We start from the raw sequence: 13,180 nt of genomic DNA, 5'->3' as shown, positions 1-13,180 counted from the left end.
GCTTTTTTATTGCCCGCAAAAAGACAATTGAACACTGTTGTTCAATTCTAATCTTGAGTGTTAGAGTCTGTCGCAAGCACTGACCCACCGCCCGGGTCGTAGTGCCTTACGCCAGGAACTGACAATGAACAATAAAGAACCTCTTCCTGCCCTGACCTCGCGAACGGTACAAGTGGGTCGACGGCAGATTTTCATCAGCGAAACGGGCGTCGGCCATCCCCTGCTGATGCTTCACGGTGGCGGAGCGGGAGCCTCGGGACTCTCCAACTACTCGCGCAATATCGAATCGCTTGCCCGGCAGTTCCGGGTCATTGTGGTCGACATGCCCGGTTACGGCCGATCCACCAAAGGTGTGGATCGCAAGGACCCCTTCGGCGATCTGGCGGGGGCGATGCTCGGCCTGCTCGACACCCTGAACATCAGCAGCGCTCACGTGGTGGGCAACTCGTTGGGTGGTGCCTGTGCCTTGCGCATGGCGCTGGATGCACCCGGCCGTGTCTCGGCTCTGGTGCTGATGGGCCCCGGTGGCGTCAATACCACTCGCAGTCTGCCGACACCGGGTCTCAAGCTGTTGCTCGACTACTACAACGGTGAAGGCCCGACGCTGGCCAAGATCACGCGTTTTATCCGCGACTACCTGGTGTATGACGGCAGCCAGGTCAGTGACGAGATGATCCGCGAGCGTTTCGAGGCGAGTATCGACCCGCAGGTCGTTGCAGCCCCTCCCCTGCGCCGGCCAACGGGCATTCCCCGCTTCTCGCGCTGGGACTTCACCCGCGATTCACGCCTCAAGCATTGCCAGGTTCCGACCCTGGTGCTCTGGGGGGCGGACGACAAGGTCAATCGTCCCAGCGGCGGCGAGGCGCTGCGCAGTCGCATGCCGGATTGCAACCTCTACCTGTTCAGCCGGACCGGTCATTGGGTGCAGTGGGAACGTGCGGACGAATTCAACTCCGTGACCCTGGCGTTCCTCGCCAGTCGCACAAAGCGCTGAGTTGTCGTCATGAATAATCAAGCAACGATCAGTCGAACAACGCCGGACATCTTCGGCGCCAGCAGCATGGGCTATGCGTTGATCGAGTCCCGCCACCTGGCGCGTTGGCGTGAGTTGCTCCAGCACGGCATCGGCCTGCATCTGGCCAGCTCGGACGAACAAACCCTGGCTTTTCGTATGGATCAGCACCAGCGGCGGATCATCATCCAGCGCGGTCCGCAGGAAGATTTTCTTGCCGTCGGCTGGCAATTACGCGACCAGTCCACCCTCGACGAAGTGCTCAAGCGCCTGCAACGCCTCGGTATCGAAGCGCAACCCAGCCAGCCGGAAGAAGCCGCACAACGTGGGGTGAAAAGGTTCTGGCGGGTGCTCGGCCCCAAACGCATGGCCGTCGAGCTGTTCTGGGAGCCGCTGCTGAGCGACAAGCCACTGAACATGCTCAGTGCAGGGTTCATCACCGGTTCCGCCGGGATGGGCCACCTGGCGATCACCTCGCGCAAGCCACAGCAGATGCAGCGTTTCTGGCAGGAAATATTTGATGCCAGAGCCAGCGACCACATCGTCGAGCGGATTGCCGGAGTGACCCTGGACATTGATTTCTTCCGGGTCAACGAACGTCACCACTCGATTGCCATCGCCCGTTTGCGTGGCCTGCCGATGGATCCGATTCGTACCCGTGTGCAGCACATGAACCTGCTGACCACCTCGGTCAGCGAACTGACCAATGCCTATTTGCGCTGCCGGACCCTCGGTTTCGAAATGGCCCACGAAATCGGAGAGCACCCCAACGACCGTGAGCAATCGTTCTACGTGATGACCCCCAGCGGTTTCGAGCTGGAACTGGGTTGCAACGCCAGGGTGGTCGATGAGGCTCTTTGGCGCACAACCTCCTATCAAGGCATCAGCCTTTGGGGGCATCGCCCGGAGAAAAGCGGTGCCTGGCACACGTTGACCACCAACCTGGGCAACTTCGCCCGTGGCACACGTTCGTTGCTCAAGCCCGAATATTCACCGCTGTAAGAGAGATATCGTCATGAATAACAAAAACGAGTCTGTAACGAGCGTCGACGTGATTATTTCCGGGCTTGGCCCGACGGGCGCCACGCTGGCGCATCTGCTCGGCAAGCGTGGTCTGTCGGTGCTTGTGCTGGAACGCGAGCCGATGTTTTACGGCAACGCCCGGGCGGTCTATACGGACGACGAATGCATGCGCGTCATGCAGGCGGCCGGTGTTGCCGCCGAGCTTTCAGCCAACATGCAAGTCGATACGCCCGCTCAGTGGGTGCTGGCCAATGGCAAGATCCTCGGCCAGTACTGGCGCCTCGATCGCCCCTACGGCTGGCCGATCATCAACTTCCTTTACCAGCCCTGGCTGGAAACCACGCTGAGCGACCTGCTCGAGCGTTACCCCGATGTGCGGGTTGCCCGTGGTCGTGAACTCACGCAGTTCACACAGGATGAACATGGGGTGACCGTGACCCATCAGGCCACCAGCACCTTCCGCTTCAGTGATGCGACGGATGCCCGTCAGGCCTGCGAAATCGATCCGGACCCGCAAACCATTCGCGGGCGCTATCTGGTGGGGGCTGACGGCGGCCGCAGTACGGTCCGAGAGGCTTTGGGCATCGGCATGAGCGGCAAGAACTTTCCCGAACCCTGGCTGGTGGTCGACCTGGAGATGAAGGAAGGCGAGGATGCCTTGCGTCATCTGCCCTACTTCAGCTTTATCTGCGACCCTGATTGCCCGACGGTCTGCTGTCCTCAGCCCGGTCGTTTCCATCGCTTCGAATTCATGCTGATGCCTGGCCAGACTCGCGAACAGATGGAAGACCCGACTGTGGTGCGCAACCTTATCAGCCGTTACGTTGACCCGGACAAGTTCGAGGTCAAACGCAAGCTGGTCTACACCTTCAACGCCCTGGTCGCGAAGGATTGGCGCAAGGGTCGGGTTTTGATTGCCGGCGATGCTGCCCACATGACGCCGCAGTTCATGGGTCAGGGCATGAGTTCCGGTGTGCGTGACGCCTACAACCTCGCCTGGAAAATCGACGCCGTGATCAAGGGGCAAGCCGGTGAGCGGCTGCTCGACACCTATGGCAGCGAACGCTTCCACCATGCCAAGGCGATGATTGATATTTCGGTGCAGATGAAGGACTTCGTCTCGATGTCCAGTCCGGTTTCCAGCCTGATGCGCAACCTGCTGGTCAAGACCGTCCTGGCGACGCCGTTTCTCGGCCGCTATGTTCGCGAAGGCCGTTTCAAACCGGCCCCGACCTATGTCCCTGACAGCTATCTGGGCATGCCACGCCGCCACCGGCGCTCGCCTGAAGGCCGGATGATTCCGCAACCCGAAGTCCGCACCTTCAAGGGCCAGCGCGTATTGCTCGATGACCTGTTGGGCGACGGTTTTGCCTTGATAGGGCTTGAGGTCGATCCACGCGTCCATCTGAGTCAGGCGTCCCGGAAACTGCTGGATATCCAGCACACGCGTTTCGCCACCCTCTTCCCGTTCGGCACCCGTCCGCAGGGCGCCGATACCGATCGTTCCAATACTCAAGAGTTGGTCGAACTGGAGGACGTGCAGGGCGAGATGGTCGCCTGGTTCAAGCGCTCGGGGTTCTCCAGTGGAGCCGTCGCCGTGGTGCGCCCGGACAAATTCACCTTCGCCATGGTCGAGGCTGCGGATCTGGATCGGGCCATCAACGAACTCAAGTTCCAGCTGCAATGGAGCCCCGGCGCTGAAGTCGTAGCAGACGAGCCTCGACTGCTGAGGAAAATCGCATGAGCCAGTTCCCATTGAAGATTCTGCAAGACGCCGCAGCGGCCCTGGCCAGAGCACGGGAGCAACGCGAACCCTGTGCGCGGATCTCGTCCACTTTCGGTATCGATTCGTTGACCGGCGCCTATGCCGTGCAGGAGATCAACACCCAACGGGCCCTCGCCCAGGGACGGCGTCTGGTCGGTCGTAAAATCGGACTGACCTCGGCTGCCGTGCAACAGCAACTGGGCGTCGATCAACCGGATTTCGGCATGCTGTTCGCCGATATGGAAATCGCCGATGGCGGAGAAATCCAGATCAGTCAGTTGATCCAGCCCAAGGCCGAAGGCGAGATTGCGTTCGTTCTGGGCCGCGATCTTCCATATGAAGATACGACCCTCGCGGAACTGCTGCGGGCAGTGGAGTACGTGGTGCCTGCGCTGGAAATCGTCGATTCGGCCATTGAGAACTGGAACATATCGCTGGTGGACACGGTGGCGGACAACGCGTCATCCGGGCTGTATGTGCTGGGTAAACAGCCGACTCCACTCGCCTCGCTGGACCTTCGGCTGGAAGGCATGCTGCTGGAAAAAAATGCCGCCACGGCTTCGATCGGAGTCGGTGCCGCATGCCTCGGCAATCCGGTGGACGCCTGTCTGTGGCTGGCTCGCACCATGGCCCGGATGGGCCGGCCCTTGCAGGCCGGCGACGTGCTGCTCTCCGGTGCTCTGGGGCCGATGACGCCTGTCGTGGCCGGGGACAGCCTGCACTTGCACCTGACCCGACTTGGCCAGATCCGTTGCCGCTTCATCTGACCTGCCCGTCCTTCTGCGCCAGGCTGTCGTGGCCTGGCCAATTTGAGAGATTGCTCCCATGAGTCAAACCAAACTCAAGGTCGCCATCATCGGCTCCGGCAACATCGGCACCGACCTGATGATCAAGATTCTGCGCAACGCCAGACACCTGGAAATGGCGGTGATGGTCGGGATCGACCCCACATCCGACGGTCTCGCCCGCGCAGAACGCATGGGCGTCGCGACCACCCACGAGGGGGTTGAAGGCCTGACCCGCATGGACGCGTTCAAGGACATCGACTTCGTCTTCGATGCCACCTCGGCGGGCGCCCATATCGAGAACGAAAAACGCCTGCGCTCGATCAAGCCGGGGATCCGCCTGATCGACCTCACTCCGGCAGCTATCGGCCCTTACTGCATTCCAGTGGTCAATCTGGAGCAAAATCTGGATCGACTCAACGTCAACATGGTCACCTGCGGCGGTCAGGCGACCATTCCAGTGGTCGCCGCCGTATCCCGTGTTGCCCGGGTTCACTACGCCGAAATCGTCGCTTCGATCGCCAGCAAATCGGCCGGCCCCGGCACCCGCGCCAACATTGACGAGTTCACGGAAACCACCTCCAGGGCCATCGAAATGGTGGGTGGGGCGTCCAAAGGCAAGGCGATCATCATCATGAACCCCGCCGAACCGCCACTGATGATGCGTGACACGGTGTTCGTGCTGTCCGAAACCGCCGATCAGGCGCAGATCGAGGCTTCCGTCGAGGAGATGGTGGCGGCCGTCCAGGCCTATGTGCCGGGCTATCGCCTGAAACAGAAGGTTCAGTTCGACGTCATTGCCGAATCGGCCCCCCTGAACATTCCGGGACTGGGACGCTTCAGCGGCCTCAAGACCTCGGTATTCCTTGAGGTCGAAGGCGCCGCCCATTACCTGCCAGCCTACGCCGGCAATCTCGATATCATGACCTCCGCTGCCTTGGCCACCGCCGAGCGCATGGCGCAGTCGATGCTCAACGCCTGAGGGGCCCGACATGACATTCAATCCCGGCAAGAAAATCTACATCTCCGACGTGACCCTGCGCGACGGCAGCCATGCCATCCGACATCAGTACTCGCTGCAGAATGTTCAGGACATTGCGCGCGCACTGGACAAGGCCAGGGTCGATTCGATCGAAATCGCCCACGGCGACGGCCTGCAGGGCTCGAGCTTCAACTATGGTTTCGCCGCCCATACCGACCTGGAGTGGATCGAAGCGGCGGCCGATGTCATCGAGCACGCCAAAATCACCACCCTGCTGCTGCCGGGGATCGGCACGGTGCACGACCTCAAGGCCGCCTATGACGCCGGCGCACGCGTGGTGCGCATCGCCACGCACTGTACGGAAGCCGACGTTTCGAAACAGCACATTGAATATGCTCGCGAACTGGGCATGGACACCGTCGGTTTCCTGATGATGAGCCACATGATCGCCCCTGAGCACCTGGCGGCCCAGGCCCGGCTGATGGAAAGCTATGGCGCGACCTGCGTGTACATGGCCGACTCCGGTGGCGCGATGAACATGCAGGATGTTCGCGAGCGCTTCCGGGCTTTCAAAGCCGTTCTGAAACCGGAAACCGAAACCGGCATGCACGCCCACCACAACCTGTCGCTGGGCGTCGCCAACTCGATCACCGCTGTCGAGGAAGGCTGCGACCGGATCGATGCAAGTCTCGCCGGTATGGGGGCCGGCGCCGGCAACGCGCCGCTGGAAGTGTTCATCGCCGCCGCCGAACGTCTCGGCTGGAACCACGGCACCGACCTCTACACGCTGCTCGATGCCGCCGACGACATCGTGCGTCCGTTGCAGGACCGCCCGGTACGGGTCGACCGTGAAACCCTGGCACTGGGTTATGCCGGCGTCTATTCAAGCTTCCTGCGCCACGCCGAAATTGCCGCTGCCAGATACGGCCTCAAGACTCTGGACATACTGGTCGAACTGGGCAGGCGTCGCATGGTTGGCGGGCAGGAAGACATGATCGTCGACGTCGCGCTGGACCTGCTCAAGCGTTGAACCACGCAACATTGCCGGCCTGCCGCCCACGCAGCGGTGGGCCGGTCCTGGATAAGTGCATGTGCCGAGCGCTGTCAGGTCAGCCCTGGTGCGCACCGTCTGACCCGCCAGCTGCTGAGCGCCGCACAGACTTACTCGCAAACGCCGGTAGCAGGTCGTGTGCCATCGAAGGTGCGTATCCAGGACAACAACTTTATTCTTCAGCATGACCGGAACGGCGGTGAAGCGTATGTGCTTATGCGGAACAAGTAATCAGCACTTTTACTTCGCGTACGAAAAAAACCCGCAGGTTGCAACCGCACTTCCGAACTGCGTAAATTCTTGGTGCTGCAGCACCGATGTTAAAGGACGAATTATCGATGGGTACATGGTCAATTCATGCATTTGGGAACGACGAAGCAGCTGATTTTGCTATTGAACTGAGCGAGTCCAGCGATCTCGACCTGATCCAGTCAGCGCTGGAGGATGTAATTGCAGCGGATGAGTATCTGGAGGCTCCAGAGGCGGACCGTGGGATAGCTGCTGCAGCGGTTTTGGCTTTGCTCAACGGCCAGGAAATCCCTGGAGCCCTTGATGAGGCGCTATCTACTTGGGTGAAGAGTCAAACGACTAAACCAGGTTCGGCTCTGCTCACCAAAGCACAAGTGGTCATTGAGCGTGTGTTATCCGAAAACTCAGAGCTCGCGGAGCTTTGGATCGAGAGTGACGAATACGAGTCTTGGCAAGACGGACTGCGCCTTATAAAAGCATCGCTAGGTCGATAGTATCGAAAAGAGGACTGACTTAACTTCTCAGCAAATAAATCAGTCCCCTTTTCTACTCTTTTCTACTTCTACTCAGGGATTCGGCAGTTCTCGTACGCCTCAAGCGGCAGCCCCGACCTGGAGCCAACAACAACACCGGTCAACCCGCAATGAGGGCAACAGGCGTGCCTTTCGTTGTACCACTTTGTGATTTGGGCGGGTTCTGACCATTGGCCGCAGGCGCTGCAAATGCATTTTTCACTCGCGTTAATTTCCTCACGATTGTTCCAACCATGATCGCTGGCCGACTCGTCCAGCCACTGTAGGCGCGCCTTTGTTGCATCATCCATCGAACAGACCTGATCGCTCATTCACATGACGCGATTCTAACGCAGCGCCGCTCAGTGGGTATCGGCCTGAGACGTGCCCGCAGGCATCACGATACAGCCAGAGGTGCGCAAACGTGAAGCGCAACGGCCAAGTGTGCGCAGGCTTGGTCCCCTTATTGTTCTTCCTGTTTTCACAGCAGCGTGAAAAACTGCACGCTCTCGTAACTCTTTTTTTGTCTGTTTTGATGGAACTGCCGATGGACATCATGGATACCCAGCAAGAAAACACCCTCGAGAAGTCACTCAGGCTGGCGGCGGACGAACCGGCCCACCGACCCGACTTTTTCAAGACACTGTTGAATTCCACTATCTACATCCTTGGCACAACCGGTACTGGCGAAGGTCTGTCCAGCCTTGAAGCGGGCAGCAACATCAGCATCGCGCATTGGCAAAAGCCCGACGGCTCCGCTGTCATACCGTTTTTTTCTTCGTTGCAAACGCTACAAAAATCCATCAACAGTGAAGAATCCTACATCGAGATCCCGGCCAGATCGCTGTTTGAAATCACACTGGGCACCCCGCTACTCCTCAATCCGAAGTCTCCCTACGGGAAAGAATTTTTCCCGGAGGAAGTGCGCCATCTGCTCTCCGATGAGATCGGTCAAAAGCCGGTGCAGCGCACCGTCGCAAAGGACACCCGAGTGCTCCTCGGGCAGCCGTCGCAATATCCGTCGAAAATGGTCAACTCGCTCAGTCAGTTACTCGCAAAACATCGCAACGTAAAGCGCGCGTTTCTGGCGTTGATGCATGACGCATCGTCTGACCAAAAGCCTCATCTGGTCGTTGGTATCGAAGCGGACGGCGATTTTGAACGGGTCATGCTCGAAGCCGGTAACGTTGCCGGAGACACCGCTCCGGATGGCGAACCCGTGGACCTGTACCGCGTTCAGGAAGGTGATCCGGGCCTTGGCGATTACTTCCTCAAGCAAACCATCCCCTTCTATGAAAGGAAGCCGGCAGGCTGGTTGCGTTCATTGTTTGGCTTTGGCAAGGCGTGACAAATAACAAAGCCGCGCTAACGGTGCAGAGGGTTGTGCCGAGAAGACTGTGACCAGCGAAGACAAGTAATCCCATCGATCGAAATTTAACCTGCTCCGTCATGGTAAATCTCTCACCTCGAAGCCCATTGCTGAGGAAACCTCATTGCAAGATTCAAAATATCTGGAAAACCTCCGCTCCCGCTTCAACTCTGGAGAGGCGCTTGAATTCATGTTTTTCTGGGGACACCAGCGCAGCAAGCACGGCGTCACTGCTTCGTGCTTCAGTCAGTGGTTTGAAGCCGAATTCGTTGTCGACGGGCAACGCTACGCGACTGCCGAACATTTCATGATGGCCGAGAAGGCCGCCTTGTTCGGTGATCAGGACATTCGTGCTCAAGTGCTCCAGGCGCCCACACCCAACGCAGCCAAGGCGCTTGGCCGAAAGGTGCGCGGCTTCAACGAACACGAATGGCTGGAACATCGATACGAGATCGTCGTCCGGGCCAACCGGGCCAAGTTCTCGCAAAACCCGGAACTGAATGCGTTCCTCAAGGAAACCGGCTCCAGCATCATCGTCGAGGCAAGTCCGGTCGACAGCATCTGGGGCATCGGGCTCGCCCAGGACCACAAAAACGCGAGCAATCCCGACCTGTGGCAAGGCCTGAACCTGCTGGGGTTCGCGCTGATGCAGATCCGCGACGAAAAATGATTCGCCCAGGTCGCGGCGATTTGACACCGCGACCGGCGCACAGAAGTGAAATCGGAAACCTTACGCGGCCGCCCTCTCATGCTCGCTTTCATGGACGTAAATCCACGAAATACCCGATGGGGAGTTCTCATCAAGACGCATGAGCGCCGAGTCGACTTTTTTCTTGGTGATCCCGTCCTTGACCAGGTCGAACACCGTCAGAAAAAAGCCACCGGGTAACGGCGTGATCGATAGATTGGTGATATGCGATTCGGGGCTTCCGGCACGCTTGCCATGCAGACCCCAGAGTCGTTCCCAATAGTCGGCCCGTTCCATGATCTGGCCATCCGTGAGCACCACGCGAAAATCGTCCGCCAGCGCATCGTACAAAGGCTTAATGGCGCCTTCCGATTGCGAAGACATGCCGCGTGACCACGGGAAAAACAGGTTGTACCAGCGATACACCTCGGCTTCGACGAGCGCTGTTTTGTCTGAGGTTTCGAGTACTCGATTGCTTGCCATCTGCGTTCTCCTTAACAAGTGAAAAGGCGCGGGTGCTCCGTTACGCATCGAACGAACGATGCTCCGCGCCTTTCAAGATCCATCCTGAAAGATGCGTCACCGGGCTCAGCTAAAGTGATCGTTTCCCAAGGGCTACTGTCACTTCGCTGACCCGGATAAAAAATTAGTCTTTACCCTGTTGGATAGTATTGAGAACTGACCAATGGTCAAAGATCGCCGAGCGATCGCTGTCCTCCTATCCGGGGCCAGCGGCGAAGATGGCATACTCCCCTGAACCTGATCATTTCGGAGACCCTTATGCTTCGCGTGTTTGAACGCAGGCTCGATCCTTTCCCGCCCGACGAGGCGCCGCCACCGCCCGTTGGCCTGATGCGTTTTCTGTGGGCCTGCACCCGGGGTGCCCGTGGCTACGTGCTTGCGCTGGCGCTGCTCAGTGCCAGCGTGTCGATCTATGAAGCCTGGCTGTTTTCGTTTCTCGGGCAAGTAGTGGACCTGCTCTCGACCTGGCAGGCCGGCGGCGCCGCGAGCGGTCAGGAAAGCCGTGTGCTGTGGGGCATCGCCATCGTCTTGCTCACCAGCATTGGTCTCGTGGCGTTGCGCACGATGGTCCAGCACCAGATTCTGGCGATCAACCTGCCGCTGCGCCTGCGCTGGGACTTCCATCGCCTGATGCTGCGGCAAAGCCTTTCGTTCTTTTCCGACGAATTCTCCGGCCGCGTCACGACCAAAGTGATGCAGACCGCGCTGGCCGTACGCGAAGTGCTGTTCACGATCATCGAAATCGCCCCCGGTATCGGCGTTTATTTCATTGCGATCATCGCTTTGGCCGGTGGATTTGCCCTGAAACTGATGCTGCCGTTCATTGCCTGGGTCGCCCTGTTCGGGCTGGCGATGCTGTATTTCGTGCCGCGCCTGGGACAGGTCGGGCAGGAACAGGCCCATGCGCGCTCGTCGATGACGGGGCGTATTTCCGACGCCTACACCAACATCACCACCGTCAAACTGTTCTCGCACTCCAACCGTGAAGCGCACTTCGCGCGGGCGGCGATGGAAGACTTCAAGCTCACCGGTTTTCGCCAGATGCGTCTGGTCAGTCAGTTCGAAATCGTCAATCAGGCCCTGGTGGTCGGTTTGATCCTTGGCGCCGGCGGCTATGCCCTGTGGCTCTGGCATCAGGGTCAGGTCGGTGCGGGCGCGGTGGCCGCGATCACCGCCATGGCGTTGCGGATCAACGGCATGTCCCACTGGATCATGTGGCAGATGACCTCGCTGTTCGAAAACATCGGCACCGTGCAGGACGGCATGGCCACCCTCACCCGCGGCCCCAAGGTGCAAGACGCGCCCGACGCCGGCGTGCTGGTGCCTTCCGGCGGCGCCGTGACCTTCGACAACGTGCACTTCAACTACAACGGTGAGCGCCAGGTGCTCGACGGCTTGAGCCTGCACATCCGCGCCGGGGAAAAAATCGGTCTGGTGGGCCGCTCCGGGGCCGGCAAGTCGACACTGATCAATCTGCTGCTGCGCTTCTATGACGTCGACAGCGGTACGATTCGCATCGACGGGCAAAACATCGCACAAGTGACGCAGGACAGTCTGCGCAGCGCCATCGGCATGGTCACTCAGGATACGTCGCTGCTGCACCGCTCGATCCGCGACAACATTGCTTACGGGCGCCCGGACGCCACCGATGCGCAGGTTCACCGTGCTGCGGTCAACGCCCAGGCCGACGGCTTCATCAGCCAACTGAGCGACCGCCAGGGTCACACCGGTTACGACACGCTGGTGGGCGAACGCGGCATCAAGCTGTCCGGTGGCCAGCGCCAACGTATCGCGATCGCCCGGGTGATGCTCAAGAACGCGCCGATCCTGCTGCTCGACGAGGCCACCAGTGCACTGGATTCCGAAGTCGAAGTCGCCATCCAGGAAAGCCTCGATGAAATGATGCAGGGCAAGACCGTCATCGCCATCGCGCATCGGTTGTCGACGATTGCCGCCATGGACCGGCTGATTGTCATGGACGAGGGTCGCATCATCGAACAAGGCACCCACGCCGAACTGCTGGAACGAAACGGCACCTACGCGCGGCTCTGGCAGCATCAGAGCGGCGGTTTTCTCGGTGAGGATCAAGGGCTGGATGAGGCGATGGACCGGGCATGAACCGTTCCTGCCGAACATTGAAATTTTGAGGTTTTGAATGGTATTTGCAAAAACCTGGCGAGCGCTTGCCGTCCTGACGGTCTGCCTGTCCGGCGCCCAATATGCCGAGGCCGACGCGCCGCTGCTGTACACCCTGAACGCCGCCAAGGCATTGCCCGGTGACGGTCACAGTTGGGGCTTCGCCGCCCTGCAACCACAGAGCGCGCAACTGTTCGTGGCCCGCCGCGAAAACGGCCTGTCGGTGTTCGACGTTGATAAGCAGAAACTGCTGAAGACCCTCGACAACTCCGCCGGCGCCAACGCCGTTGCTTTCGTGCCGGAACGCAACCGCGCCTATATCGCCAACATGGATGGAACGCTGGGCATCGTGGCGCTGGATCGGCTGCAAGTGCTGCAGCGGCTCAAGCTCGATTCGGGCAATCTCAACAATCTGGCTTACGACGCCAGCCGCGACCGGCTGATCGTCACCAGCGGCCGGCGCGGCGATCATTCGACGCTGTATCTGATCGATGCCAAGACCGATCGCCTGACCGATGCGGTGGACATTCCTGCGCAAAAACTCGATGGCCCGGTGATCCTTGAAAACGGCCACTTCATCGTCCCCATGCGCGACGAAGATAAAGTCGCCGTGCTTTCAGGGGCGAAGCTTGAACAGCAGCAATTCTGGACATTCAAGGGTTGCAGCAAACCCAGCGCACTGGCCGTGGACGAATCGCGTCAACGCCTGTTCGTGGCCTGCCGTGGCGCTGACCCGACTCTGGTAGTCGCCGACCTGAAAACGGGCAAGACCTTGAGCACCCTGCCCATCGGCCGCGCCGTGAACGCGCTGGCTTACGATCGGGAGAAAGACCAGTTGCTGGTGCCCAGCGGCGCCGACGCCAGCCTTGCGATTGTCCAGCGCGACGATCAAGGACAATACCAGTTGCGCGGCACCGTCGGGACCCGGCCATGGGCGCACAACATGGTGCTCGACGCCCAACGCAGTCAGGCCTATCTCTTCACCGCCGACTTCACCCAGCCGGCGCCGAGCCGGGAGCAACCCAAACCCGACCCGGAATTTCACCCCGACACCTTCACCGTCCTGACCTACAAGGCGCAGTAGTC

At 59.7% G+C, this 13,180-nt stretch carries 12 protein-coding genes; 11 read left to right on the top strand and 1 reads right to left on the bottom strand.

Annotation, left to right across the window (positions count from 1 at the left end; translation table 11 throughout):
• Positions 1–124 precede the first annotated feature (124 nt).
• From M5B44_RS15180 to M5B44_RS15140, 9 genes are all read left to right on the top strand, one after another.
• The gene (locus tag M5B44_RS15180; RefSeq protein ID WP_248739708.1) at positions 125–994 is read left to right on the top strand and encodes an alpha/beta hydrolase family protein; all 870 of its coding nucleotides are present in this window, start codon (positions 125–127) and stop codon (positions 992–994) included.
• 9 nt (positions 995–1,003) lie between these two features.
• Positions 1,004–2,014, top strand: a complete 1,011-nt coding sequence (locus M5B44_RS15175) for a VOC family protein (RefSeq protein WP_248739707.1) — start codon at positions 1,004–1,006, stop codon at positions 2,012–2,014.
• Positions 2,015–2,027: 13 nt separating this feature from the next.
• On the top strand, positions 2,028–3,779 hold the full coding sequence (locus M5B44_RS15170) for a bifunctional 3-(3-hydroxy-phenyl)propionate/3-hydroxycinnamic acid hydroxylase (protein WP_248739706.1): 1,752 nt from the start codon (positions 2,028–2,030) through the stop codon (positions 3,777–3,779).
• Positions 3,776–4,567, top strand: coding sequence for a 2-keto-4-pentenoate hydratase (locus M5B44_RS15165; protein WP_248739705.1), 792 nt, complete (start codon positions 3,776–3,778; stop codon positions 4,565–4,567). The genes M5B44_RS15170 and M5B44_RS15165 overlap by 4 nt, the downstream gene beginning before the upstream one ends.
• Before the next feature lie 58 nt (positions 4,568–4,625).
• Positions 4,626–5,567, top strand: coding sequence for an acetaldehyde dehydrogenase (acetylating) (locus M5B44_RS15160; protein WP_248739704.1), 942 nt, complete (start codon positions 4,626–4,628; stop codon positions 5,565–5,567).
• Positions 5,568–5,577: 10 nt separating this feature from the next.
• Complete coding sequence (dmpG, locus tag M5B44_RS15155; protein WP_119426306.1) at positions 5,578–6,597, top strand: 4-hydroxy-2-oxovalerate aldolase; 1,020 nt, start codon at positions 5,578–5,580, stop codon at positions 6,595–6,597.
• 359 nt (positions 6,598–6,956) lie between these two features.
• Entirely contained in the window at positions 6,957–7,361 is a 405-nt protein-coding gene (locus M5B44_RS15150) for a DUF4259 domain-containing protein (protein WP_248739703.1), read from the top strand.
• Between the two features lie 442 nt (positions 7,362–7,803).
• A complete protein-coding gene (sseB, locus tag M5B44_RS15145) occupies positions 7,804–8,727 on the top strand; it encodes an enhanced serine sensitivity protein SseB (RefSeq protein ID WP_248739702.1) in 924 nt (307 codons plus the stop codon).
• Positions 8,728–8,938: 211 nt separating this feature from the next.
• Positions 8,939–9,418, top strand: coding sequence for an NADAR family protein (locus M5B44_RS15140; RefSeq protein WP_412546972.1), 480 nt, complete (start codon positions 8,939–8,941; stop codon positions 9,416–9,418).
• Positions 9,419–9,478: 60 nt separating this feature from the next.
• Here M5B44_RS15140 and M5B44_RS15135 read toward each other — a convergent pair whose 3' ends face one another.
• Entirely contained in the window at positions 9,479–9,919 is a 441-nt protein-coding gene (locus tag M5B44_RS15135; protein WP_085709877.1) for a hypothetical protein, read from the bottom strand.
• 297 nt (positions 9,920–10,216) lie between these two features.
• Here M5B44_RS15135 and M5B44_RS15130 point away from each other — a divergent pair, with 297 nt between their 5' ends.
• On the top strand, positions 10,217–12,076 hold the full coding sequence (locus M5B44_RS15130) for an ABC transporter ATP-binding protein (RefSeq protein ID WP_134826850.1): 1,860 nt from the start codon (positions 10,217–10,219) through the stop codon (positions 12,074–12,076).
• 37 nt (positions 12,077–12,113) lie between these two features.
• Entirely contained in the window at positions 12,114–13,178 is a 1,065-nt protein-coding gene (locus M5B44_RS15125) for a YncE family protein (protein ID WP_248739700.1), read from the top strand.
• The last annotated feature ends 2 nt before the right edge of the window (positions 13,179–13,180 follow it).

The organism is Pseudomonas sp. MWU12-2029, from assembly GCF_023242425.1.
Taxonomy (GTDB): Bacteria; Pseudomonadota; Gammaproteobacteria; order Pseudomonadales; family Pseudomonadaceae; genus Aquipseudomonas; species Aquipseudomonas kribbensis.
Note: the sequence above shows the minus strand (reverse complement) of the source record. Positions and strands in the feature narration are given on the sequence as shown.

Coding starts and splice junctions, on each gene's coding strand:
- M5B44_RS15180 (WP_248739708.1), top strand. CDS start 125: ATGAACAATAAAGAACCTCTTCCTGCCCTGACCTCGCGAACGGTACAA.
- M5B44_RS15175 (WP_248739707.1), top strand. CDS start 1,004: ATGAATAATCAAGCAACGATCAGTCGAACAACGCCGGACATCTTCGGC.
- M5B44_RS15170 (WP_248739706.1), top strand. CDS start 2,028: ATGAATAACAAAAACGAGTCTGTAACGAGCGTCGACGTGATTATTTCC.
- M5B44_RS15165 (WP_248739705.1), top strand. CDS start 3,776: ATGAGCCAGTTCCCATTGAAGATTCTGCAAGACGCCGCAGCGGCCCTG.
- M5B44_RS15160 (WP_248739704.1), top strand. CDS start 4,626: ATGAGTCAAACCAAACTCAAGGTCGCCATCATCGGCTCCGGCAACATC.
- dmpG (WP_119426306.1), top strand. CDS start 5,578: ATGACATTCAATCCCGGCAAGAAAATCTACATCTCCGACGTGACCCTG.
- M5B44_RS15150 (WP_248739703.1), top strand. CDS start 6,957: ATGGGTACATGGTCAATTCATGCATTTGGGAACGACGAAGCAGCTGAT.
- M5B44_RS15140 (WP_412546972.1), top strand. CDS start 8,939: ATGTTTTTCTGGGGACACCAGCGCAGCAAGCACGGCGTCACTGCTTCG.
- M5B44_RS15135 (WP_085709877.1), bottom strand. CDS start 9,919: ATGGCAAGCAATCGAGTACTCGAAACCTCAGACAAAACAGCGCTCGTC.
- M5B44_RS15130 (WP_134826850.1), top strand. CDS start 10,217: ATGCTTCGCGTGTTTGAACGCAGGCTCGATCCTTTCCCGCCCGACGAG.
- M5B44_RS15125 (WP_248739700.1), top strand. CDS start 12,114: ATGGTATTTGCAAAAACCTGGCGAGCGCTTGCCGTCCTGACGGTCTGC.